This window comes from Paenibacillus sp. cl123 (assembly GCF_900101595.1).
Lineage (GTDB): Bacteria > Bacillota > Bacilli > Paenibacillales > NBRC-103111 > Paenibacillus_G.
The window spans coordinates 124875-147716 of the sequence record NZ_FMYY01000015.1 but is presented as its reverse complement, the minus strand read 5'-3'; the positions used below and the strand labels follow the sequence as shown (position 1 = coordinate 147716).

At 57.5% G+C, this 22842-nt stretch carries 22 protein-coding genes; 11 read left to right on the top strand and 11 right to left on the bottom strand.

Annotated elements, in window-relative coordinates:
- The first annotated feature begins 46 nt into the window (after positions 1-46).
- On the top strand, positions 47-523 hold the full coding sequence (locus BLR08_RS21145) for an SRPBCC family protein (RefSeq protein WP_072331138.1): 477 nt from the start codon (positions 47-49) through the stop codon (positions 521-523).
- Between the two features lie 253 nt (positions 524-776).
- On the opposite strand, the gene BLR08_RS21140 is transcribed toward BLR08_RS21145, so the two are convergent.
- Both BLR08_RS21140 and BLR08_RS21135 read right to left on the bottom strand, forming a co-directional pair.
- Positions 777-1619 carry a 1,4-dihydroxy-6-naphtoate synthase gene (locus tag BLR08_RS21140; protein WP_072331140.1) on the bottom strand — a complete coding sequence of 281 codons (843 nt, stop codon included), beginning with the start codon at positions 1617-1619 and terminating at the stop codon, positions 777-779.
- Positions 1610-2326, bottom strand: a complete 717-nt coding sequence (locus tag BLR08_RS21135; RefSeq protein ID WP_090586413.1) for a futalosine hydrolase — start codon at positions 2324-2326, stop codon at positions 1610-1612. The genes BLR08_RS21140 and BLR08_RS21135 overlap by 10 nt, the downstream gene beginning before the upstream one ends.
- A 244-nt stretch (positions 2327-2570) precedes the next feature.
- Between BLR08_RS21135 and BLR08_RS21130 the strand changes: the two genes are divergently transcribed.
- The 5 genes from BLR08_RS21130 (at position 2571) to BLR08_RS21110 (ending at position 8287) form a co-directional block, all read left to right on the top strand.
- Positions 2571-3557 (top strand): Gfo/Idh/MocA family protein, encoded by a 987-nt coding sequence (locus BLR08_RS21130; RefSeq protein WP_072331142.1) that lies wholly within the window; start codon positions 2571-2573, stop codon positions 3555-3557.
- A gap of 598 nt (positions 3558-4155) precedes the next feature.
- Entirely contained in the window at positions 4156-5610 is a 1455-nt protein-coding gene (gene cls, locus BLR08_RS21125) for a cardiolipin synthase (protein ID WP_256257644.1), read from the top strand.
- Positions 5611-5679: 69 nt separating this feature from the next.
- The gene (locus tag BLR08_RS21120) at positions 5680-6009 is read left to right on the top strand and encodes a DUF1904 family protein (RefSeq protein WP_072331146.1); all 330 of its coding nucleotides are present in this window, start codon (positions 5680-5682) and stop codon (positions 6007-6009) included.
- Positions 6010-6125: 116 nt separating this feature from the next.
- A complete protein-coding gene (gene msrA, locus BLR08_RS21115; protein ID WP_072331148.1) occupies positions 6126-7088 on the top strand; it encodes a peptide-methionine (S)-S-oxide reductase MsrA in 963 nt (320 codons plus the stop codon).
- A 236-nt stretch (positions 7089-7324) separates the two neighbouring features.
- Positions 7325-8287, top strand: a complete 963-nt coding sequence (locus BLR08_RS21110; protein ID WP_083537188.1) for an alpha/beta hydrolase — start codon at positions 7325-7327, stop codon at positions 8285-8287.
- A 51-nt stretch (positions 8288-8338) separates the two neighbouring features.
- On the opposite strand, the gene BLR08_RS21105 is transcribed toward BLR08_RS21110, so the two are convergent.
- Positions 8339-9331, bottom strand: a complete 993-nt coding sequence (locus tag BLR08_RS21105; protein ID WP_072331152.1) for a LacI family DNA-binding transcriptional regulator — start codon at positions 9329-9331, stop codon at positions 8339-8341.
- A gap of 229 nt (positions 9332-9560) precedes the next feature.
- On the opposite strand from BLR08_RS21105, the gene BLR08_RS21100 reads away from it, so the two are divergent.
- A complete protein-coding gene (locus BLR08_RS21100; protein WP_083537157.1) occupies positions 9561-11924 on the top strand; it encodes a hypothetical protein in 2364 nt (787 codons plus the stop codon).
- Positions 11925-12186: 262 nt separating this feature from the next.
- Here BLR08_RS21100 and BLR08_RS21095 read toward each other — a convergent pair whose 3' ends face one another.
- Both BLR08_RS21095 and BLR08_RS21090 read right to left on the bottom strand, forming a co-directional pair.
- Positions 12187-12495, bottom strand: a complete 309-nt coding sequence (locus tag BLR08_RS21095) for a 50S ribosomal protein L33 (protein ID WP_072331154.1) — start codon at positions 12493-12495, stop codon at positions 12187-12189.
- Positions 12496-12861: 366 nt separating this feature from the next.
- Positions 12862-13086 carry a DUF1128 domain-containing protein gene (locus tag BLR08_RS21090; protein ID WP_072331156.1) on the bottom strand — a complete coding sequence of 75 codons (225 nt, stop codon included), beginning with the start codon at positions 13084-13086 and terminating at the stop codon, positions 12862-12864.
- A 114-nt stretch (positions 13087-13200) separates the two neighbouring features.
- Here BLR08_RS21090 and BLR08_RS21085 point away from each other — a divergent pair, with 114 nt between their 5' ends.
- The gene (locus BLR08_RS21085) at positions 13201-13602 is read left to right on the top strand and encodes a secondary thiamine-phosphate synthase enzyme YjbQ (RefSeq protein ID WP_072331157.1); all 402 of its coding nucleotides are present in this window, start codon (positions 13201-13203) and stop codon (positions 13600-13602) included.
- A 93-nt stretch (positions 13603-13695) separates the two neighbouring features.
- On the opposite strand, the gene BLR08_RS21080 is transcribed toward BLR08_RS21085, so the two are convergent.
- From BLR08_RS21080 to BLR08_RS21070, 3 genes are all read right to left on the bottom strand, one after another.
- Positions 13696-14283 carry a TetR/AcrR family transcriptional regulator gene (locus BLR08_RS21080; RefSeq protein ID WP_072331159.1) on the bottom strand — a complete coding sequence of 196 codons (588 nt, stop codon included), beginning with the start codon at positions 14281-14283 and terminating at the stop codon, positions 13696-13698.
- 57 nt (positions 14284-14340) lie between these two features.
- Positions 14341-14982, bottom strand: a complete 642-nt coding sequence (locus tag BLR08_RS21075; RefSeq protein ID WP_072331160.1) for a YigZ family protein — start codon at positions 14980-14982, stop codon at positions 14341-14343.
- Between the two features lie 122 nt (positions 14983-15104).
- A complete protein-coding gene (locus BLR08_RS21070; RefSeq protein WP_072331161.1) occupies positions 15105-16460 on the bottom strand; it encodes a glucose-6-phosphate isomerase in 1356 nt (451 codons plus the stop codon).
- Between the two features lie 86 nt (positions 16461-16546).
- On the opposite strand from BLR08_RS21070, the gene BLR08_RS21065 reads away from it, so the two are divergent.
- Entirely contained in the window at positions 16547-17881 is a 1335-nt protein-coding gene (locus BLR08_RS21065) for an NAD(P)-binding domain-containing protein (RefSeq protein ID WP_371117557.1), read from the top strand.
- Positions 17882-17988: 107 nt separating this feature from the next.
- On the opposite strand, the gene BLR08_RS21060 is transcribed toward BLR08_RS21065, so the two are convergent.
- Positions 17989-18306, bottom strand: coding sequence for a pyrimidine/purine nucleoside phosphorylase (locus BLR08_RS21060; RefSeq protein ID WP_072331164.1), 318 nt, complete (start codon positions 18304-18306; stop codon positions 17989-17991).
- An 18-nt stretch (positions 18307-18324) separates the two neighbouring features.
- Complete coding sequence (gene tkt, locus BLR08_RS21055) at positions 18325-20328, bottom strand: transketolase (protein WP_072331167.1); 2004 nt, start codon at positions 20326-20328, stop codon at positions 18325-18327.
- Positions 20329-20545: 217 nt separating this feature from the next.
- Between tkt and BLR08_RS21050 the strand changes: the two genes are divergently transcribed.
- The gene (locus tag BLR08_RS21050; protein WP_072331169.1) at positions 20546-21691 is read left to right on the top strand and encodes a GGDEF domain-containing protein; all 1146 of its coding nucleotides are present in this window, start codon (positions 20546-20548) and stop codon (positions 21689-21691) included.
- On the top strand, positions 21688-21873 hold the full coding sequence (locus BLR08_RS31240; protein WP_072331171.1) for a hypothetical protein: 186 nt from the start codon (positions 21688-21690) through the stop codon (positions 21871-21873). The genes BLR08_RS21050 and BLR08_RS31240 overlap by 4 nt, the downstream gene beginning before the upstream one ends.
- Before the next feature lie 37 nt (positions 21874-21910).
- On the opposite strand, the gene purU is transcribed toward BLR08_RS31240, so the two are convergent.
- A complete protein-coding gene (gene purU / locus BLR08_RS21040; protein WP_072331173.1) occupies positions 21911-22804 on the bottom strand; it encodes a formyltetrahydrofolate deformylase in 894 nt (297 codons plus the stop codon).
- Positions 22805-22842 lie beyond the last annotated feature (38 nt).

The window sequence follows — 22842 nt, the reverse complement described above, 5'->3', positions numbered from 1 at the left end:
ATCTTCTACAGTTATAGGTAGGACCTGATTAGGAGGAGATGCACTCATGCTGGCCGTCGTCAACCGAACCGATACCGGATATGTCGCTTGTTTCGAACGCCGCTTCAACCACCCTGCCGAAGCGGTCTGGTCCATGCTGACAGAGAATGAACAGCTGGCCCGATGGTTTCCCGAATTGCGCGCCGCCGATCTCCGCGAAGGAGGACGGATGACGTTTGACATGCAGGACGGAACCTTTGAGGACATGACCATTACGGCTTACAAGCCGCTGTCCGTACTCGAATATGCGTGGGGCGAGGATCAGGTGCGCTTCGAGCTTCAGGCCGAGGCCGCCGGATGCCGGCTGCTCCTGATCGAGCAGATCGACCGGATCACGGACCATACCTCCAAGGATCTTGCCGGATGGCATGTATGCCTGGATGTGATCGAAGCGCTTCTGGACAGAAGAACGCTCGAATCCCGAGAGGATGAATGGAAAACAAGGCATCCGCAATATGAGCAATTGCTCGGCTACTTCCGCTGAGCCGCCGCTCGTCTGTCCGGTCATGCAGAGGGGGACGCAAGAAGCTCCCAGCTCCGCATGCGCCCGGTAACCCCTTTATTGCCGAAAGCCCGCCAGGAGAACCGGTTCTCCTGGCGGGCTTTCGTATATCGTTCACTTCCTGGAAGTCCGGTGACCAAAAGGCCGGAGAGAGCCGATGGGAAGTGAAAAACAGGGTTCGGAAGCCCCGCTAGGCCCCAGGCCGCGTGTTGTTCACCGGACTTCTACCGGACTTCTACCGCAAAGCGGCCGGATCGATCGGCGGAACAAGTCCTTCCTCCGCCGCTCTGCCGAGCAGCGCCGTCACCGCCGCATACCCGTCTTCCCCGAGATCGGCCGTGAACTCATTGACATAAAGATCGATATGAGCCTGTGTCACATCCGGCGACATCTCCTGCGCATGCTCCCGGACATACTCGCGGGAAGCTTCGGGATGCGCCCAGGCGTACTCGACCGATTGGCGAATCCAGCCGGCGATCGCCTCGCGGTCCAGCGACCGGCGGGCAATAATTGCGCCTAGAGGGATCGGCAGGCCCGTATCGCTCTCCCACCAGCTGCCAAGGTCAGTCACCAGCGATAAGCCGTACGACGGATATGTAAACCTCGCTTCGTGGATAACGAGCCCCGCGTCGATCAAGCCGTCGCGAACCGCAGGCATGATCTCATGGAACGGCATGACGACGATCTCCCCTACGCCGCCTGGCACGTTCTGGGCCGCCCACAGCCGAAACAGCAGATAGGCGGTCGAGCGGTCGCTCGGCACCGCCACCCGGCGTCCGGCCAGCGACGCTGCGCCGCCGGCTTCTTCCGCCGCTCCGCCCGCCCGTAGCACCAGAGGGCCGCAGCCCCGCCCCAACGCTCCGCCGCAAGGGAGCAGCGCATAATCGGAGAGCACCCACGGAAGGGCTGCATACGAAATTTTCATCACATCCAGCCCGGCATCGCTCGTCGCCAGCCGGTTGGTCACATCGATATCCGCGAATGTGACCTCCAGCTCCGGCGCGCCCGGAATTAAACCATGCGCCAGCGCATGGAACACAAACGTGTCGTTCGGACACGGTGAATAAGCTATTTGCATGAAAGTACCTCCTTAAGTACGGCGCTGGCTCCAGCCAGCGCCTTCAATGCGTCGCCGATCCGCCAGGCGTCGCGGTCGCGCGGACCGACCGGATTGGAGATCGCCCGGATCTCCAATACCGGCAATCCCTGCTGCTGCGCGGCAATCGCCACGCCGTAGCCTTCCATCGCCTCGGCCAGCGCGCCGGGCACTCGCTTGGCCAGCTCCTCGGCCGTAGCCGCTGTTCCCGTTACCGTCGTAACGGTCAGCACCGGGCCCAGCTCCGCCGAATGGCCGGCCTGCTGCAGAGCGTCCGCCCAAGCCGCGGCCAGCCGTCCTTCCGCCTGAACGCGGCATGAGCCGAAGCCCAGCTCGTCCACCGTGCGGAAGCCGTCCGGCGTCTCCGCGCCCAGATCCGCGGCGATGAGCTCGCTCGCAACGGCCAGCCCCCCCACTTCCGTGCGGCCGACGAAGCCGCCTCCGATGCCTGCGCTGACGACCAGCGCATACTTGCCCGGGGCTGCCGCCAGAGCGGCAGCCGTTCCCGCTGCAGCCGCTGCCGGTCCTACGCCCGCAGCCAGCACGTCGAACTGATCTGCCGTCTGCATGCCTCGCAGCACCGCCTCTTTCTCGGCTTCGACGGCCGTTACGATCAGCACCCATCCCCCGGCCCTGTCCTGCGCAGGCTCAGGCGCTTGCCGGACCCCCGGCGCATTGTCAGACAACATACGTCCAGCTCCTTTGCTCTTGATCTCCATCCCGGCAGGAAGCGGGCTGTGACCGCCTCTGGACGAAGCAATCATCACGCCCGCCGCCGGGTTACTTTTAGCAAGTATACCACTTCCGTCCGCCCGGTTGCTAACTGTCCGACTCCCGGCGAAAGCAGCGGCGTTGATCGCTCCGGCAGGATATCGGGGCTCCAAGGTCGAAGCAGTTGTATACAATGAAAGCCATGAAAGGAGCAATAACCCGATGATTAGATTCGGCATCATAGGCACCAACTGGATCACGGATGCCTTCCTGCAGGCGGCCCGCAAGGCGGACGACTTCGTCCTCACCTCCGTCTATTCCCGAAGCGAAGACCGGGCACGAAGCTTCGCCTCGAAGTGGGGAGCTTCTCACGAGTATACCGATCTGGAGGCATTCGCAGCCAGCCCGCATATCGACGCCGTCTATATCGCCAGCCCAACGTCTCTGCATGCGGATCAGTCGATTTTGTGCATGCGTCACGGCAAGCATGTGCTGTGCGAGAAGCCGCTCGCTTCCAATGCGCGGGAAGCCGCTGCCATGGCCAAGGTTGCGGCGGACCATCAGGTGCTGCTGATGGAGGCGCTGAAGACACCGACGATGCCTAACTTCGAAGCGATTACCGAGCATTTGCCCCGGATCGGCAAGGTTCGCCGTTACGTGGGCAATTACGGGCAATATTCCTCCCGCTACGATGCGTACAAGCAGGGCACGATCCTGAACGCCTTCAATCCGGCTTACTCCAACGGCTCGCTGATGGACCTGGGCGTCTACTGCATCTATCCGCTGGTTGCTTTGTTCGGTCCTCCCGAGCGCATCCAGGCGAACGGCCTCCTGCTGGAGTCGGGCGTTGACGGAGAAGGCTGTCTGCTGCTGTCTTACCCGGACATGGAGGCCGTTATCATGCACTCCAAAATTTCCAACTCGCACACGCCTTCGGAAATTCAAGGAGAGCTCGGCAGCCTGATCATTGACAAAATCAGTCAGCCGGGCCGCGTGGAGCTGTACAGCCGCGACGGAACAAAAGAAGATGTATCGAGTGAGCAGGATGAGGACACCATGATCTACGAACTTCGCGAGTTTATCGGGGTTTTGCAGCGCGGGGAACGCGAATCGTCGATAAATACACACCGGCGCTCCATCCAGACGCTCAGCATCATGGACGAAGCAAGGCGGCAGATCGGGCTTGTGTTTCCGGCGGACCTCAAGTAGCAGATAAAGCTCCGGTCGGAGCACAGCACAAAGGACGCGGATAATCCGCGTCCTTTGGTCCATTCAGCCCGCCAGCGGCTTGGGGCCTCCTTCTGCTCCTGTCAGCCGATCGCCCTATGGCTTCAGCCGCGCCTTAAGCGATGCCTCCGGCTGGGAGAACCTCAGCTCCGGCGACCGTATGAAACCTTCAGCGAGCAGCGGACGTTCGAGCATCGAATGATTCGCTTCGTCAAAAGGCCATAGCGGAACTCAGCGTTCCTTATTTGGCTAATTGGGCTTTTGCGGCAGTGTAACGGAACTTAAACGCCGTTAGCTGGTGATGGAAGCAGACTGATACCTCGTATTTGACTGTTTAACGGCGTCTCTGTTCCGTTATTTTTTGGAAACGCGCAGATTCAGGCAATAAGCGCCGCAAAGTTCCGTTAACCCCAACACCCGGCCAACGCGAAGTTCCCCGTCACGCACAGAATAATCTCCTTGCCTTTCGCAGGCAGCGCGCGGCCCCTTCCTTTCCCTCGAACGCATCTTATATTATAGTGGTAGTGTATCACGCAACTGCTGCAAGGAGATGTTGTATGAAAGCCGAGGTGCCGCTGCTTTGTATACGTTTATCCATGAAGGTTATTACGCCCTGATCCCGATTCTGAATATTCTGCTTGCCATCACGGTTATTTTCCTGGAGCGGCGAAATGTCGGCGTGACCTGGGCGTGGCTGATGGTCCTCTTCTTCCTGCCCGGCGTCGGTTTCCTGCTGTATTTGATTCTCGGTCAAAACTTAAGCCGCCGCAAAATATACAAGCTCAAAAACGAAAATGAGCGCCGGATCGTGGACGCGCTTGTCGAGCAGCAGAAGGACGACCTTCGCCAGGACCGCATTCCGTTTCGGGATTCGTCCATCGGCAATTACCAGGATATGATTTTCATGAATCTGTCCAGCGCTTACGCCTTGTACACCCAGGACAACGAGGTATGGGTCTATACGGACGGACGGGAAAAATTCGAAGCGCTGCTGTACGATATCGAGCATGCGACCGATCATGTGCATCTGATGTACTTCATCATACGCAACGACTCGCTTGGCGTCCGGCTGATGGAGACGCTGACGCGGAAGGCGAGCGAGGGCGTCGTCGTCCGCCTGATGTTCGATGCGATCGGAAGCTCTTCGCTGCCGCGCCGTTTCTTCCGCAAGCTGCGGGAAGCCGGGGGCGAGGTCGCCGCCTTCTTTCCGTCGCGCATCCCCTATCTGAATCTGCGGGTGAATTACCGGAATCATCGCAAGCTTGTCATCATCGACGGCTCGACCGGATATATCGGCGGCTTTAATGTAGGCAACGAATACCTCGGGCTCAGCAAGCGCTTCGGCTACTGGCGCGACACCCATCTTAAGCTGTCCGGAGGCTCCGTCCTGCATATGCAGGCGCTTTTCTTCCTCGATTGGGCGCTCGCCAGCCGTCAGCAGATCGACCTGCTGCCCCGGTACTTCCCGCTCGCCCGCCAGTCCGGCCAAGTGGGCATGCAGATCGTCTCCAGCGGTCCGGATTCGGAATGGCAGCAGATCAAGAACGCCTATATCAAGATGATCGTGACCGCCAAGGACTACATCTATATCCAAACGCCGTACTTTATCCCCGATGAAAGTCTGACCACGGCGCTGAAGATGGCCGCGCTGTCCGGCGTGGACGTAAAGATTATGATCCCGAACAAGCCCGATCACAAGCTGGTGTACTGGGCCTCGTTCTCGTATATCGGCGAGCTGCTGCCGTTTGGGGTGCAGTGCTACTTGTATGAAAAAGGCTTCCTGCATGCCAAAACGATCGTGGCCGATGGCCGCGTCGCCTCCGTAGGCACCGCCAATGTGGACATCCGCAGCTTCAAGCTGAATTTCGAGGTCAATGCGTTTATTTACGATACGGAAACGGCGGAGAGACTGAAGGACGTCTTCGAGGAGGATATGAAGCACTGCCGCTGGCTGACGCCCATTGCGTACCACAACCGCCCCTTGCTCCATAAATTCCGCGAGCCGTGCGCCCGCCTGCTGTCGCCGATCTTCTGATGCAAAAGGCGAACGGCATGACAGGCTGCCGCGGCAGTCAAACTGACTTATAGAAAGGTGTGGACCAACATGCCCCAACTGCTGGTACGAGGCGTTCCTGCAGAGACTGTGCAATACCTCAGCCGGTCGCTGACCGATGAGCTGGCCGAAATTTGCGCCTGCGGCACAGATAACTTCACCATCGAATGCATCTCCTCGATCGGGATCATGGACGGAGAGCAGGTGCCGTCGTTTCCGTTCGTCCATGTCTGGTGGTTCGAGCGGGGACAGGACATCCGCGACCGCTTCGCCCAATGCATCGACCGCCATCTGAGGGAAGCCGGCGTAGAGGAATCCGAAGTGGCGTTCTCCGTATACCAGGAGAGCAGCTATTATGCCGGCGGAAAGCATTTCGGTTAGCCTCCGGGCCGAGAGCCAAGAACCGAGACCCGAAAGAGCGGACAAAGACAAGCCGCTTCCCATTCGGGTATACTACTTATAGAGGCATCCATTCCATTCCCAAGAGGTGAATAACTATGTCCACATCCAAACATGAGCTTGCCACGTTCGCAGGAGGCTGCTTCTGGTGCATGGTGACTCCGTTCGAGGAGATGCCCGGGATCGTCAGCATCGTCTCGGGCTATACAGGAGGCCATACCGAAAATCCGACTTACCAGGAAGTGTGTACGGATACGACGGGCCATACCGAGGCGGTTCAGATCACCTTTGATCCCGCATTGTTTCCGTATGAGGAACTGGTCGAGCTGTACTGGCGCCAGATCGATCCGACCGATGCCGGCGGCCAGTTCTGCGACCGCGGCTCTTCCTACCGCACGGCTATTTTCTACCATACGGAGGAGCAGCGGGAGATTGCCGAAGCGTCCAAACAGCGGCTTCAGGATAGCGGCCGTTTCGATCAGCCTATCGTCACTCCGATCCTGCCTGCCGAAGTTTTCTACCCCGCCGAGGAGTATCATCAGGATTATCACAAGAAAAATCCGCTGCGCTACAAAATGTACCGGCGCGGCTCCGGGCGCGATGATTACTTGAAGCAGCATTGGAATACGGATCAGGACAAGGCTGAGCTTAGGGACAGATTGACGCCCATGCAGTGGAAGGTAACCCAGGAAAACGGCACCGAGCCGGCCTTCCACAACGAGTACTGGGACAACCACCAGGAGGGCTTGTACGTGGATATCGTATCCGGCGAGCCGTTGTTCAGCTCGCGGGACAAGTTCGACTCCGGCTGCGGCTGGCCCAGCTTCACCAAGCCTTTGTCTGCGGGCTTGATCGAAGAGAAACAGGACTACAGCCACTTTATGATTCGTACGGAGGTCCGCAGCCGCAAGGCGGACGCTCATCTCGGCCATGTGTTCAATGACGGCCCTCCCGAGCTAGGCGGCTTGCGCTACTGCATCAACTCGGCCTCTCTTCGCTTTATCCCCAAGGAAGATCTGGAGAAGGAAGGCTACGGCCGTTACGCATCCTGGTTCGACTGAGCCTCCGCACGGTCCTGAGCACAACGATGGGCAAGAAGCAACGAGCAAGAAGTAAAAAACAAGATGTGAAGATCAAGAAGCAGAAGCAAGACAGCCAAGAAGCCCCATGCAGTCCGTCTGCTGGGGCTTGCCTTCTAAGCTCACATCCTTTGAGCGGGCCAGCGTTTATCTCATAACCGTTCCATGAGCGGGCATGCTAATTTATACAACATCCGGAAGGAGGCGTACGCCTCTTGATTTACATCGTGCTGCTCGTACTCGCCGTAATCCTGCTCGCTATCGTGGCTGTCAGCTTCTACTTCTACCGCATTGCCATCGCCCGTACGGACAAAAGCTTCCTGGCCGGCAACCCCGATCTTCGCACCGACGGGCCTTCACCTGCCTCCCAAGCGCGGGAGTGGCTGGACACCCGGCCGCTGGAGCGGGTAAGCCTACGATCGGATGATGGCCTGCAGCTTAACGGTTATTATCTCGCCGCATCTCCCTCTTCCGGAAAAACCGTTATATTGGTCCACGGCTACTCGGGCCACGCCCTGCAGAATGCCGCATTCGCCAAGTTTTATCACGAACAGCTCGGCTTCCATGTATTAATGCCTGACAACCGGGGACATGGAGCCAGCGAGGGTAATGTCATAGGCTTTGGCTGGCTGGACCGCAAAGATCTGCTGCGCTGGATCGAATATGTACTGGCGCGCAGCGGCCCCGCTTCCGAACTGGTCCTGCACGGCGTCTCCATGGGCGGAGCCGCCGTCTTGATGACCAGCGGCGAGAAGCTGCCTCCCCAGGTGAAAGCCATCGTCTCCGATTGCGCCTATACGTCCGTACGCGATCAGCTGGCTTATCAGCTTAAACGGATCTATCATTTGCCCAGCTTCCCGCTCCTGGCCTCCACGAGCCTGCTAACTAGGGTGCTGGCCGGCTACTCCTTCGGCGAAGCATCCGCTGTGAACCAAGTGCGGCAGACCAAGACGCCCATCCTGTTCATTCACGGGACGGCTGATACATTTGTGCCGTTCGCTATGGCACAGAGCTTATATGATCATTGTCCCGGCGAGAAGGAGCTGTTCATTGTGCCGGGGGCCGGGCACGGGATGGCCTACCGGACGGATACGGCCGGCTATCAGCTGGCGGTACGGCAATTCGTCGCCAAGCATACGGCGCCTGCTCTTGAAGATGCTTATGCCTTCAGCACATCCTGATGCAGGCTGCACCGCGATTGCTTCCGGCCTTCACTCCGGCGGACGGAAAAATTATAGCAATCGGCTCGAATCGCGAACGATCAACGATGACTCCAATCGGGTACTTGCCGCCGGCTTGCCGTTCAGATGACCGACCATCCGCTCCACAGCGAGCGCGGCGATCTCTGGGCGCGGGTAATGCAGGACGGTGATTGCAGGCGTCGTATGGAGCGTCATCATGATATCCTCGCAGCCGACGATGGCCAACTTGCCGGGCACTGGCACGCGCGCTTCCCGGCAAGCGGCCAGCATGCCCGCGGCCATCAAGTCGGATGCGGTCATAAAGGCAGAATGACCGCCCGGCATTCCGTCTTTGATATACCTCAACATGGCTTCTTGCGCCTGCTCCAGCCTTCCTTCGCCGTACAGCAAGGTTCCTTCATTCACCGGCAGCCCTTCTCGCTTCATCACGGCGAGGAATGCTTGCGTTCTCCGCTCGTGCGGATGCTCTTGGCCGCCGTTCGCCATAAAGCCGATGTTGCGGTGTCCCTGGGTCTTAAGATGGGAGATTCCCGCAGCCATGGCTGCTTCCCAGTCGATATCGATGTAAGCCGTAAGACCTTCCGCCCGCACGGGCTCCATAACCGAGATGACAGGAATACCTTCGGCGGCAAGCGACCTCAGCGTCTCCTCCTTCAAAGATTGACCCAAGAGAAGCAGTCCGTCGATCCTCCCCGCGAAATAATGCCGAAAGTCCTCTTCTTCCTCCTGCTGATAAGTATGAAAATAAATAAAATAGCCCAGCTCCCGCGCTCTATGTTCCATGGTATTCAGCAAACCTGCTTCGAACGGATCGCCGATATAGTTGACGAAGACAGACAGGCAGTTCGTCTTCTTCGTCTTAAGCGCGCGCGCCGCATAGCTCGGCTTGTAGCCCAATTCATCTATGGCAGAGCGTACTTTCTCGCGCACCGCGTCGCTTACGCCCGGCTTGTCGTTCAACACATACGAGACGGTGGCGACCGAAACGCCTGCCTTTTCCGCCACTTGCTTACGGCTGGCCATACATCCTTCCTCCCAACTGCTTGTTTGCTCTTAACCATCGTATCAATTGTGCAGAAAGGATACAAGAAGCAAAACTTACTCGTGTAATATTGCGAATAAAAGCGTATTCGGCTAAATAAAGGATGTAAAAGCGTCATCGCGACTCCAAATCGTCCGATTCGTCACTTGCAGCGAATATCTTCCCTCATTATACTTACTCGTGTAAGTAAAAAGAAAGGGATGATTACTCATGAAGAGCGTCACTGTAAACGAAAAGACCTATTACAGTTTTAGCGGAATTTATCCGCATCTGGCCTGGACGAACGGTACGGTGGAGAAGCAAGAGAAGGAATGCGGTCTCGGAGCCTTGGTTCCTTGGAACGGGAAACTGTGGTTCATCACGTATCCCACGCATTCCCCTTACGGCAGTAACGATAAGCTGAACATCCTGAGTGATGATATGACCGTTTACGCCCATCCTTTAAGTGTAGGGGGCACGCATGCGAATCGGATGATTCACAAGGAATCGAATCAGTTGATCATTGGGCCATATTTCGTGGGTGCCGACGACGAAGTCCGCGTCGTGCCTCCGGACCGGATGGAAGGACGGCTGACAGGCGTGGCGCGCCATCTGACCGCCCCTGCGAACAAGGTTTACTTCTACACGATGGAATCCGGCATCTACGAGGTAGACGTACACACGCTGGAAGTAACGACCCTGTACCGGGACCCCAACCATGTCACGGACCGGGAGCGCCCGTACCTGCTGCCCGGCACGCATGGCAAGGGTGCCTACACGGGTCAGGGACGATTGGTTGTGTCCAACAACGGGCTTGGCGGCGTGCTAGCCGAATGGAACGGGGAAGGCGATGCCGGCCGGCGGGCAAGCTGGACGATAGTCGATGCCAATAAGTATACGGAAGTAACGGGACCGGGTGGGCTGTACGGAGCGCCTGACGAAGCAGCCCCGCTATGGGCGCTGGGCTGGGACGCCAAGTCCGTCCTGCTGAACGTCTGCGACGGGGGAATATGGCGCCGCTACCGTCTGCCGATGGGCAGCTATACGCATAGCGCGGATGACGGTTGGTTCACGGAATGGCCGAGAATTCGGGATATCGGCATGGAAAATTGGCTGATGGACATGTTCGGCATGCTCTACGAATTCCCGTCTTCATTCTCGCACGCCAATACGGCAGGCATTCGTCCGATTTCCGTTCATCACAAAATGATCGTCGACTTCGATCACTGGAACGGGCAACTGGTGCTCGGATGCAACGACGCCTCGACGCAGGGGAATCCTATGACGGGCAGATGCCAGTCCAATCTGGTATTCACCAGCTTCGACAAGCTCGCGGAGTTTGGCCAACCCGCAGGCTGGGGCAGTCTCTGGGCCAACGAGAACATATCGGCTGGCGAAAATTCCGAGCCATTCCAATTCGCCGGCTACGAGCGGCGCATTTTCCATCTGTCCCATCAGGAGGCGGAGCCGGTTCAGTTCGGCATCGAGCTGGATGTGACGGGCAACGGAACCTGGACGACGTACGCTGAGATCGAGGTGGCGGCCGGCGGCTATAACTATCATATATTCCCCGCTGACCTCCAGGCAGAATGGCTTCGAGTGACGCCGGCCCGGGACGCGAAGGGCGTATCGGCAGCCTTGCATTTCAATGCCGCTCAAAGCAATCAACGCCTCGAAGCCGTAAACGCCGGGCTCGCCGACGCCGGCCGGCTGGAGGGAAGAAGCGAAGCAATCCTGTACGCGACGAACGATCTCTCGCTTCCGCTCCATCTCGCCGTGAACAAGCTGGACGCTTCCGGCCAGATTACGGGCTCTTCCTTCTACGAGCTGAATGCCGACATGGCGTTGCGGACAATCGAGCAGCCGGATCTGGAGCGTACCTTGCGCGGGACGTACGCGCCGGAGACCGCCTTCGAGGTCGACGAAGCCTCTGTCGTCGTGACGGATCAAGACGGCCGCCGGTATCGGCTGCCGAAGGGCCACAGCGACTTCGACCTGCCGTCGGCGTCGGGCCCTAGACGCGGCATACGGGAAATCATCACCGAGCGCAGCTTGATGAACCTGCACGGCTCCTTTTATGAGCTGCCCGACGAGCGATCCGGCGGGTTACGCAAGATTCAGCCCATTTGCACTCACAACAAGCTGATCTACGATTTTTGCTCCTGGAGAGGCTTGCTGGCTCTGTCGGGCGTCCGTTCGGACGGCGTGCCGGATGAGCATACGATTTATGACGAGAAAGGTGAAATCGGCCTATGGCTGGGCAGCGTAGACGAGCTTCGCAAATTCGGAGCTCCGGCCGGCACTGGCGGTCCATGGAAGGGAAGCGCCGTTCGGGCCGGGCAGCCGTCCGATCCGTATCTGATGCTCGGCTACATGAACAAATCGTTGAAGCTGAGCCACGAAGGGGCCGACACCATCCATGTCCTCGTCGAGGTGGACGTACAAGGCGATGACAATTGGGTGACTTATGCAAAATTCGCGGTTCCTGCGGGACAAGAGCATCGCCATACATTTCCCGACGGTTATTCTGCACATTGGGTACGCCTTACCAGCGACCAGGATACGATTGGAACAGCCTTGTTCGCATACAGCTAAGAGGGGAAAGCTACGTATCCAACATTATCCGTACGCGGCACGGTAGCCGTTCATAATCGTAGCTACGCTGCTATATCTGAGTATTACTGGGCGGGAGAATGCCCTGAAGGCAGATACACTAATTCTTGGCTGGTGGTTTGCATGAGCGTTCTCCTCCCGGTTGTAAGCTCTGAACAAAAAAAATCCATTTCTCGCAAGGAGAAATGGATCGCTTTGAAGCCCGGAGCAAGTCCAGGCTCAGGCCAGTCGGCAACAACCTGTCTTACCAGAAGCCCCCGAACCCGCCGTAGCCTCCGAAACCGCCATAGCCGTAACCGCCCCCGAAGCCGTAGCCGGGGTAACCCCCATAAGCATAAGGGGCCGTACCGATTGCAAGGAGATCGAACAGAACAAGGGGGATAATAGCCGATGTCCGGACCGTTTTCCCTTTGCTGCTGCGAACGGCCACATACAGCTTGCCGCCGCTGACTTTGACCAGCTTGCCGCGGACGACGGAGCCGTCCTTCTTCAAGGCATACACCGATTTGCCGACCAGCTTGGCGACATCTTGCTTGCGGATTGCCTTTTGCATCCACACCCACCTCCAGTTGAGATCGTCGTCAGGCCATATTCGTAGACGAACTGGCGTTAACGATATATTTTACGGAGGCCCGCTCTCCCCTGCCTGTACGGACGTCCCCCTGGCGCTCAAGTTGTGCGGTTGTCCCATGCAGCCAAAGTCAGCCGAATCTCATTCCCCTTGTGCCTCTCATGCCCCTCATGCCTCTTCTGTCTCATCCCTCTCAGCAAGGCTATCACTCTGTAGCCCGCCAAGTTCGGGACGATGCCTTCGCCTGACAGAAGCAACGCAAATAAGGACCGCGCTTTCGCACCGCCCCTCCTGCTTGTTCCTGTTCGCCCCTCTAGGGGGCCGCCATCCGCCAGCCGAACGACATCCTTATACCCGGCGAAGTCTGCCGAGCTCGGAGGTAATCGCTTCGATCTCGCTGATGCTGAATCGATTTTTACTGGCGACCATGCTGTAGATATCATGCAAATCCTCGTACAGCTCGTCGCTGAGCGATGTCGCCTTCAGCGCCGCTCCCGAAGCCATGCGCAGCTTTTTCTTGATTTCCTCGATCATGTATGCCGTATTCTCGAGCGTATTTTGCGTCAGATCCATAGGTATGCCCTCCCAAGCTTGTTTGCGCCAATTCCTATTGTACCATCCGATTGCAAGCAGTTCCATGTGGTAATATAAGAAGACACCCATTCCCCGCTGAAAGGACGGATGAACATGATACATAAGCTGCACATTCAAACCCATCAACGCAGCGAGATGATCGAGATTACAAGGCAAGTGCATGATCTGCTGAAACAGGAGAAGCTGGAGGACGGGATCGCCGTTGTATATTCCCCCCATACGACCGCCGGCATTACTATTCAGGAGAATGCCGACCCCGATGTGAAGCATGACGTGCTGATGCGCCTGGACGAAGTATTCCCCTGGGAGCATCCCAAGTACCGCCATGCGGAAGGCAATACGGCCTCCCATCTGAAGACGATGACCGTCGGCGCCTCGCAGACCATTCTGGTGGCAGGCTCACGGCTGGTGCTTGGACGCTGGCAAGGTATTTATTTGTGCGAGTTTGACGGACCGCGTGAACGCACCTGCCTGGTAAAGTTTATACGCGGATAAGCGCAAAAGCATACAAGCGGGTAAGCGTTTAAGCTTTAATAGGATGAAGCGAGGGGCTGCAAAGAAATCTCGGCTGCTGTAGGTTCGGGTTCCTTATCCCTGCAGCCCCTCGCACAAATATTTGACATGTTGCTCGGCCAGCTTCTTCACATCCTTGAAGCTTTGACTGTAATGAATATTATATGATATGAATCCGTGCATGGACATAAACAAGCTCCATGGCAGGTTGTACATCTTGCTATCGTTATTCTCCTGCTTGGCCACAACAGACCGGACGACGGTAGCAAATAAATCCAGGCACTGCGCCTGCTCGGTTCTGGAGTAGCGCTGCAGCTCCGGGTCCTTGATCATAAACATAATTTCGTAATGATTCGGGTTCTCCAGCCCGAACTTGATGAACTCCAGCATCAGCTTCTCCAATTGGGCCATATCCCCCAGACGCGTACGCCTCAGCATCTCCCTCTGCCGGTTCAGCAAATCTCTGAAGTCCTCGGTCACCAGAGCGTAGAACAGCTCCGCTTTCTCGCTGAAGTGATAGTACAAAGCGCCATGGCTGTACCCCATCGCTTTAGCGATGCTTCGCATCGTTAAAGCGTGATAGCCGTGTTCGACGAATAACTCACGAGCTCCGCCCAAAATACGCTCGCGGCTTAGCTCATGCTCGACTGCCTTCCTTGCCAATTGATCTCAACTCCTCTTAGCTGTTGTGTTGAATGGCTGAGCAGGCGCCGGCCCCCCTTAGACGGAGAGCTCGGCATGCTCGATATAACGGCTCTCGCCCTTGGCGACGGCCCCTTGTCCTTGCGTAAGGTCGGTCATCCAAGCGATAAACGCATCGGCTTCGGACTCCGCGGGCAGGCAGAGCAAGGTGACTTTATCGGTAAATTCCGTCTCGCCCATCAACGTGCCCCGGGTTCTAAGCTCATTCTCCACCTTGCCGAGCCACGTGTAGTCGATGCCGACCCTGACTTCCCGGTGCAGCACCCGGTATACCTGCTCAGCCGCCGCCAGTCCGGCCACCGCTCCGTCCGTATACGCGCGGATCAGACCGCCCGCTCCCAGCATGATGCCCCCGAAATAGCGCGTAACGACGACGGCCACATTTTTCAGTCCCTGGTTGCGGATAACCTCCAGGATAGGCTTGCCCGCCGTACCGCTCGGCTCCCCGTCGTCGGAAGCCTTCTGAATCTCATCCCGCTCTCCGATCATATAGGCCGAGCAGTTGTGGGTAGCCGACCAGTGCTCCTTCTTGATGCTTTCGATGAACGCGACGGCTTCCTCTTCGCTGTTCACCGGTCTGGCGTATCCGATAAACCGGGATTTCTTGATGACGATTTCCGCTGACCCGAATCGCTTGACCGTCCGGTAATGCAGAAGCATCGGCTGCCCTCCTTTCATACCGCTGCCGGCTGATTGCCCCGCTCCCGTTCCGAGCTGCTTTGCAAAAAAAGCGATTATCCTTCCGGATAAACCGCTTCTTTGCTTATAGCAGCCCGCAGGCGTTACTTGCCGAGTCTGGCTTCCAGCTCGGCCTTTTCTTTCTCATAGCCTGGCTTGCCCAACAGGGCGAACATATTTTTCTTGTACGCTTCAACGCCCGGCTGGTCGAACGGATTGACACCGAGCAGATAGCCGCTGATACCGCACGCTTTCTCAAAGAAATAGACCATGTAGCCGAACGTATACGCGCTTGTATCCGGCAGCGTGACGATCAGATTCGGAACTCCGCCGTCGGTGTGCGCCAGCATCGTGCCCTGGAACGCCTTCTTGTTGACGAAGTCCATCGTTTGCCCGCTCAGGAAGTTCAGACCGTCCAGATCCTGCGCGTCATGTCCGATCGTAATGTGCTCCGCTACTTCGCTTACTTGGATGACCGTTTCAAACAGATTGCGGTTGCCCTCCTGAATGAATTGTCCCATAGAGTGAAGATCGGTCGAGAAATCGACGGAAGCCGGGAAAATTCCCTTGCTGTCCTTGCCTTCGCTCTCGCCGAACAGCTGCTTCCACCACTCGGAGACATAGTGCAGCGACGGCTCGTAGTTGACGAGAATCTCAGTCGTCTTGCCCTTGCGGTATAAGGCATTGCGCACAGCCGCATATTGGTAAGCTTCGTTCTCGGCCAGATTCGGATTCGAATAAGCTGTCCGCGCATCCGCCGCTCCGCGCATCATCGCTTCGATATCAATGCCCGCCGTCGCGATCGGCAGCAGACCTACCGCCGTCAGCACCGAGTAGCGGCCGCCTACATCATCCGGAATCACGAATGTTTCGTAGCCTTCCTCGTCGGACAGCTTCTTCAAAGCGCCCTTCGCTTGGTCCGTCGTCGCATAGATGCGCTTGCGGGCCTCTTCCTTGCCGTACTTCTTCTCCAGCAGCTCGCGGAAAATCCGGAAAGCGATAGCCGGCTCGGTCGTCGTGCCGGACTTGGAGATGACGTTGACGGAAATATCCTTGCCTTCGAGCAGCTGCAGCAGATGAGTTACATACGTCGAGCTGATGTTTTGTCCGACGAAGTAAATCTCCGGCGTCTTCCGCTTGTCCTTCGGCAGCAGGTTGTAGAAGCCGTGCGTCAGCATCTCGAGAGCCGCGCGTGCGCCCAGGTAAGAGCCGCCGATGCCAACGACGATCAGCGCGTCGGAATTTCCTTGAATGCGCGTTGCCGCCTCCTGTATCCGGGCGAACTCCGCTTTATCATAATTGACCGGAAGGTCAATCCATCCCAGATAATCGCTGCCTGCGCCCGTACCGTTATGGAGCTGCTCGTGAGCGGTCGCCACAGCGGCGGACAAATAGTCAACCTCATGCTTGCTTACAAAATCAAGGGCCTTGCTGTAATCGAATTGTAGCTTGGCTGTCATACGTATTCATTCCTCCAATTCCGAACCTTAGGTTCTCTATGTAGGGTAAATCTTCGTATTTCCATCATTCCATAAGCTTAGCATACTTGATCTTGCTTCCGAAACGCAAGAGAACATTCACAGGTTTCCATCGAGATGCTAGAATGGAAGCAGGAGGGATCGGCATGAAAACGATCGGATTTATCGGACTCGGCACCATGGGGAAGCCCATGGCCGCCAACCTGTTGAAAAAAGGCTTTGAAGTCATCGTCTACAACCGTACGGAAGGCAAAGTCGACGAGCTCGCCGCGCTGGGCGCCGCAACGGCGGCAAGTCCCGCCGCGGCGGCCAGCGACGCCGATGTGATCATTACAATGCTCAGCAAGGACGACGTTGTGCTCGAAGCGGTCTTCGGCGAGCAAGGCATCGTGCACAGCTTGCGGCCCGGGCAGACGGTGATCGACTGCAGCACGGTATCCCCGGATACCAGCCGGCGGCTGTATCATGAGCTTGCCTCGCATCTGGTTGATTTCCTGGATGCCCCTGTGACCGGGAGCAAGCCTGCCGCCGAAAGCGGCACGCTCGTATTCATGGTCGGCGGCCAGGAAGAGGTGCTGGACGAGCAGCGCAGCGTCTTCGAGGCCATGGGCAGCAAGATCGTCTATATGGGGCCCTCCGGCGCAGGCTCTTATACGAAGCTGGCCCATAATACGATGGTTGGCATTAATGCCTTGGCTTTGATGGAAGGACTGTCGCTGGCAGCGAAAGCCGGACTTGACGCCGAGCAGTTTCTCCAAGTCGTGAAAGCCGGCTCCGCCTCCAGCAAGCAGGCTGAGCTGAAGGGACCGAAGATTTTGAAGCGCGACTTCAGCAATCAGTTCTCCGTCCAATGGATGCTTAAGGATCTGCAGCTCGCCGGACGGGCTGTGGAGCAGTTCCAGATGCCCGCCCCGATGCTGCACAGCGCCACGGATGTATTTCTGATGGCTCAGGCCAGAGGGCTCGGCGAGCAGGATCTCAGCGCCGTCGTCCAATGCTATGAGGACTGGATGCATCTGCAGATCGGCGAAGAGCAGACACCGCAGCGGATGGAGGTCAGAGCCGCCGAGCGCCGCCGGGGCGCCCGGATTCAGCTGAACATCAAGCTGCATCTGTCGGTCTACCAATGGGAGCAGGAAGGCTCCTTCTCCGGACAGCTTGTCGAAGGAACGCTGGTCGACTTGTCGGAAAGCGGCATGCGCATCCTCAGCGCGGCTCCGCTGGCCAAGGATATGTTCATCGTCATTCACTTTCCGCAGGAGGCGGGCCTGCCTCCGGTAACGGCGCGCATCATCCGGATCGATCCCGACAGCGGGCAATTCCGCTACGGCTGCATGCTGTCCGGCCTGCCGCCGCATGTCCGGCTGAAGATCGAGGAATATATCCGCATCAAGTCGGTTTAAGACCCTCTCGGATATGACCCTTGAAGCGACAAACCCCGACCTGCTCTCTCTGAACCTACTGAGAGCACCAGGACGGGGTTTTGTCTTATCAACCGGTTGCCGGACTGTTATTCGTTCATATACGAGCAGATATAGTCGGTCGCCTGGCGTACTTCCAGCTTGAACTTCTCGCCCTTCGGAACGGTAAATTCCCCAGTGCCGTTAATCTCCAGCCACTCGTCGGCTCCAGGCAGCAGCACCTTCAGCTCGCCCGCCTGAATTTCCATGATTTCCTTCGTGTCCGTACCGAATTCATATTCGCCCGGCAGCATGATGCCGAGCGTTTTTTTCGTGCCGTCGGCGAACAGGACCGTACGGCTTGTCACTTTGCCGTCAAAATAAATATTTGCTTTCGTCAGGACGGTAACTTGTTCGAATTGGGACATGGCCTGCTCAGTTCTCCTCTACTTCAACAATTGTTTGACGCGCGCTACGACATTCTCGGCAGTAAAGCCATACTCGCGGATAACGACCGGCCCCGGTGCGGATGCTCCGAACTTGTCGATCCCCAGCACGCTGCCCTGCTCGCCGACATAACGCTCCCAGCCGAACGGATGACCCATCTCGACAGCCAGACGCGCCTTCACCTCAGGCAGCAGGACCGAGTCTTTATATGCCTGATCCTGACGATCGAACAGCTCCCAGCTCGGCATGCTGATGACGCGAGTCGCAATGCCTTCCTCTGCCAGCTGCTTGTGTGCGGCCAGCGCCAGTTGGACCTCGGTGCCTGTCGCGATGATCTGCGCCTGCGGCTTGCCTTCCGCCGCATCCGCGACCACATAGGCGCCGCGCTCCACTTCGGCCTGCGCAGAGCCTGGGATCGCCGCTGCCGCCTGGCGGGAGAAGATCAGCGCAACCGGCCCCTTGCGATTGGCGACGGCATAACGCCATGCGCCTACCGTCTCCGTGCCGTCGGCAGGGCGGATGACCGTTACGCCCGGAATGACGCGAAGCGCCGCGAGCTGCTCGATCGGCTCATGGGTCGGACCGTCTTCCCCGACGCCGATGCTGTCATGCGTAAACACGTAGATCGCCGGTACATCCATGATGGACGCCAGACGGATGGCCGGACGCAGGTAGTCGGAGAAAACAAAGAACGTGCCGCCAAACACCTTCAGCCCGCCGTGCAGCAGCATGCCGTTCACGGCTGCGCCCATTCCGAACTCGCGTACGCCGTAATAGATGTTGCGTCCGCTGTAGTCCTTGGCTGTCAGCACGCCAAGGCCCTTCATATGCGTCATCGTCGACGATTCGAGGTCAGCCGATCCGCCTACCAGCGAAGGCACCTGCTGGGCGATGGCGTTGAGCACGATGCCGGACGCCGTGCGGGTACCCTTGTCCGACGATACGTCAGCCGGAATCAACGAATCCCAGCCTTCCGGCAGCTCGCCGCTGATCGCGGTCTCCAGCTGCTTCGCCAGCTCCGGATGAGCTTCGCCGTACGCCTTCATCAGCTTGTTCCAGGATTCGAACCGATCGATGTTGCGGCGCTTGATATCCGCGAAATGCGCTTGAACCGGCTCCGGCACATAGAAATGCTGGTTCTCATCCCAGCCGTATGCCCGCTTCGTCAAGACGATCTCGTCCACGCCGAGCGGAGAGCCGTGCGGTCCGACATGGCCGCCTTTGCCCGCCTTGTTCGGGCTGCCGAAGCCGATAACCGTCTTCACTTCGATCAGCGTCGGACGGAAATCCGTCTGCGCCTCCAGCACCGCCTGGTGGATCGCCTCCAGATCATTGCCCTCCTCCACGCGCAGCACCTGCCAGCCGTAACCTTCGAAGCGCTGCATCACATTCTCGGAGAAGGACAGGTTCAGTTCGCCGTCCAGGGAGATGTCGTTGGAATCATAGAGCACGATCAGCTTGCCCAGCTTCAGATGGCCGGCCAGCGAAGCCGCCTCGGAGGACAACCCTTCCATCAGGTCCCCGTCGCCGCAGATCGCGTACGTATAATGATCGATTACCGGGAAATTATCGCGGTTGTATACTGCGCCGAGATGCGCTTCGGCCATCGCCATCCCTACGGCCATGCCAAGTCCTTGGCCAAGCGGGCCCGTTGTGGCGTCAACCCCCGGGGTATGCCCGACTTCGGGATGTCCGGGCGTCTTGCTGCCCCATTGGCGGAAGTTCTTGAGCTCGTCCATCGACAAGTCATAGCCGGACAGATGCAGCAAGCTGTATAGAAGCATCGACCCGTGACCGGCCGACAGCACGAAACGGTCGCGGTTGATCCACGTCGGAACGTCCGGGTTATGCTTCATCAGCTTGGCGAATAATTCATAGCCCATCGGAGCGGCGCCCATCGGCATGCCCGGATGTCCGGACTTCGCTTTCTCTACCGCATCGATGGATAGTGTACGGATCGTATCCACCGACAATTGATCGATCGTCTTGTTTGAAATAGTCATAAGTATCCTCCCAGGCCATCCAAAATATCCTTTATTGTACCACTCTCTCCTACAGTTTGCCATATCCAATCCTATCCCATGCCTGCACACAAAAATAATCATCAGCGGCGAAGGAATTATGAACCGCCTGTCGAATTAGAGATATAGTACTAGGTTTGGAATAAATTCCAAAATAACCAGATGCCATTGGAACTATATCATAGTCGGGAGTCGATCCATGAACCACATGTTGCTGGAGCTGGCCAACACTCGCCAGAGCTATCGAAAAATGCTGAATTTATATTGGATCACGATTCTGCTGACAGCTGTCCTGGAGTACGCTATTCAACATCTGCATGTCCAGGCAAATCCGGCCGATATTTTGCCTTCGCTCGCCTGGCAAGCCGTGCTGCTGTCGTTGGTTACCGGACTGGTGGACCTGCTGCACCGCTACCGCAATGTGCAGAGCGACTGGCTGCTTATCACGATGGGGATACTTTACGCTTCTTCCATTGTCATGATGAATCCGACCGTCGGCATCGTGCCCGCCATCTTTATTTTTCCTATAATAACATCTGTTCTGACTTTCGACACCCGAAGAATCGCCGGGGTTTTTGCCCTCGTGCTGCTCAGCTTCGCTCTGCTGTATGTCCTCAGTCCTCCGCTCCGCCTCACGATGCAGCCTATCCATATCATCGGCATCCTGTTTTTGTATACGGGCACGACCGTTATAGCGCTATCCATCGCAAGCACCGGCATCGAGCTGCTGAATAACCTCAAGCACGCCACTGAAGCCAAGCAGGAGCTGCTGGTCAAAAATATCATTATGGATACGCTCTCCAAAATTGATGCGCTGACCGAGCTGTACAATCACAAAACCTTCCATGAATACCTGGAGAAACTGATCGAGCAGCATGAGCTTAACGAGCTTTCCCTGCAGCTGGCCATACTGGATATCGATAACTTCAAGCGGATCAATGACACCTACGGACATTGGGTCGGCGACATCGTGCTGCTGCGCGTAGCCGCGATTATTAAGGAAACGGTGACGCCCAACGATTTCGTGGCGCGCTACGGGGGCGAGGAATTTGCCGTTATTTTCACGGAGAAAACGCTCGAGGAAGCCTACCGGATAGCGGAGCTCATCCGGCAGCGCCTCTATGTGACCATGCACCCGGAGCTGGACTCCAAGTCGGCGACCATCAGCATAGGGCTTCAGGAATATGTGAAGGGAAAAGGCAAGGAAGCGCTGTTCAAGGGCGCAGACGCCTCGCTGTACGAAGCCAAGCGCACCGGAAAAAACAAAACGGTCGTACACGCCGCCTCCGAACCTCCTGCCGGCTCCTACTCCCCCGGCTTCCTGGTCCGAAGCTCCGCCGAGTGAGGCAGGTATGCCCGGGCATCGTGCGGCCGATTGAGACGCTTGATGGCACGCACAAGGCCCCGGTCTCTTCCGACATGGCGGAAGAGACCGGGGCCTTGCTGACTTGCGCTGTTGTCCGCGTTTGCCGGATCGCTGACTTCTTTGCTCCATGGGCGGCCGCCCGCGCTTACGGGATCAGCTGAAGCCTTGCCCATTGAGCAGCATCCTACGTCTGCCGGACTAGCTGAACACGACCGTCTTGTTCTGGTGTACGATGACTCGGTCCTCGACATGCCAGTTGACGGCTTTGGCCAGCACCGTACGCTCGATATGGCGGCCGATCCGCTTCAGATCATCGACGTTATCCCGGTGGCTGACCCGCTGAACATCCTGCTCGATAATCGGCCCGCCATCCAGCTCCTCCGTCACGTAATGCGCGGTGGCTCCGATGATCTTCACCCCGCGGTTATGCGCCTGCGCGTACGGCTTGCCGCCCACGAATGCGGGAAGGAAGGAATGATGGATATTGATGATCCGGTTCGGGAAATGCTCGATAAATTTCGGCGAGATAATCTGCATATAACGCGCCAGAATGATCGCGTCGATCTGCTCGCCCACCAGCTCCAGCTGGCGGCGCTCCGCATCGGCCTTCGTATCGGCCGTGACCGGGATGTGATGGTACGGAATGCCGAGCTGCTCCACCAGCTCCCGCATCTCGTTGTGATTGCTGATCACCATCGCGATCTCGGCATCCAGGTCTCCGGACTGCCAATGCCACAGCAGCTCAAGCAGACAGTGGTCTTCTTTGGAGACAAAAATCGCCAGACGTTTCTTGCGGCTTGCCCGGGTTATGCTCCACTCCATCGAGAACCGCTCGGCAATCTTCGCGAAGTCCGCCTTCAGCTGCTTCCGGCGGTTGTCCAGATCCTCCAGATCGAACTCGATGCGGATGAAAAACAAGCCGCCTTCGGCAGGCTCCATCGTATATTGATCCGACTGGATGATGTTGGCGCCGTAGTCGAACAGAAACCGCGAAACGGTGGCGACGATGCCCGGCTGATCCGGACAGGACACCAGCATACGCGCCCGATTGGCGAGGGAATTACTTTTGGACTTAGTCATTTTGGGAACCATGCTGCTACTCTTCTCCTTTATACGTCCCGGCTTTGAAC

What these genes read in the sequence shown, in the direction of transcription:
- BLR08_RS21130 (WP_072331142.1), top strand. Translation starts at nt 2,571, where the DNA reads ATGATTAGATTCGGCATCATAGGCACCAACTGGATCACGGATGCCTTC.
- msrA (WP_072331148.1), top strand. Translation starts at nt 6,126, where the DNA reads ATGTCCACATCCAAACATGAGCTTGCCACGTTCGCAGGAGGCTGCTTC.
- BLR08_RS21105 (WP_072331152.1), bottom strand. Translation starts at nt 9,331, where the DNA reads ATGGCCAGCCGTAAGCAAGTGGCGGAAAAGGCAGGCGTTTCGGTCGCC.
- BLR08_RS21120 (WP_072331146.1), top strand. Translation starts at nt 5,680, where the DNA reads ATGCCCCAACTGCTGGTACGAGGCGTTCCTGCAGAGACTGTGCAATAC.
- BLR08_RS21135 (WP_090586413.1), bottom strand. Translation starts at nt 2,326, where the DNA reads ATGTTGTCTGACAATGCGCCGGGGGTCCGGCAAGCGCCTGAGCCTGCG.
- BLR08_RS21075 (WP_072331160.1), bottom strand. Translation starts at nt 14,982, where the DNA reads ATGCTTCTGCATTACCGGACGGTCAAGCGATTCGGGTCAGCGGAAATC.
- BLR08_RS21145 (WP_072331138.1), top strand. Translation starts at nt 47, where the DNA reads ATGCTGGCCGTCGTCAACCGAACCGATACCGGATATGTCGCTTGTTTC.
- BLR08_RS21140 (WP_072331140.1), bottom strand. Translation starts at nt 1,619, where the DNA reads ATGCAAATAGCTTATTCACCGTGTCCGAACGACACGTTTGTGTTCCAT.
- BLR08_RS21085 (WP_072331157.1), top strand. Translation starts at nt 13,201, where the DNA reads ATGATACATAAGCTGCACATTCAAACCCATCAACGCAGCGAGATGATC.
- BLR08_RS21095 (WP_072331154.1), bottom strand. Translation starts at nt 12,495, where the DNA reads ATGCAAAAGGCAATCCGCAAGCAAGATGTCGCCAAGCTGGTCGGCAAA.
- BLR08_RS21100 (WP_083537157.1), top strand. Translation starts at nt 9,561, where the DNA reads ATGAAGAGCGTCACTGTAAACGAAAAGACCTATTACAGTTTTAGCGGA.
- purU (WP_072331173.1), bottom strand. Translation starts at nt 22,804, where the DNA reads ATGGTTCCCAAAATGACTAAGTCCAAAAGTAATTCCCTCGCCAATCGG.
- BLR08_RS21050 (WP_072331169.1), top strand. Translation starts at nt 20,546, where the DNA reads ATGAACCACATGTTGCTGGAGCTGGCCAACACTCGCCAGAGCTATCGA.
- BLR08_RS21060 (WP_072331164.1), bottom strand. Translation starts at nt 18,306, where the DNA reads ATGTCCCAATTCGAACAAGTTACCGTCCTGACGAAAGCAAATATTTAT.
- BLR08_RS21070 (WP_072331161.1), bottom strand. Translation starts at nt 16,460, where the DNA reads ATGACAGCCAAGCTACAATTCGATTACAGCAAGGCCCTTGATTTTGTA.
- tkt (WP_072331167.1), bottom strand. Translation starts at nt 20,328, where the DNA reads ATGACTATTTCAAACAAGACGATCGATCAATTGTCGGTGGATACGATC.
- BLR08_RS21090 (WP_072331156.1), bottom strand. Translation starts at nt 13,086, where the DNA reads ATGGATCTGACGCAAAATACGCTCGAGAATACGGCATACATGATCGAG.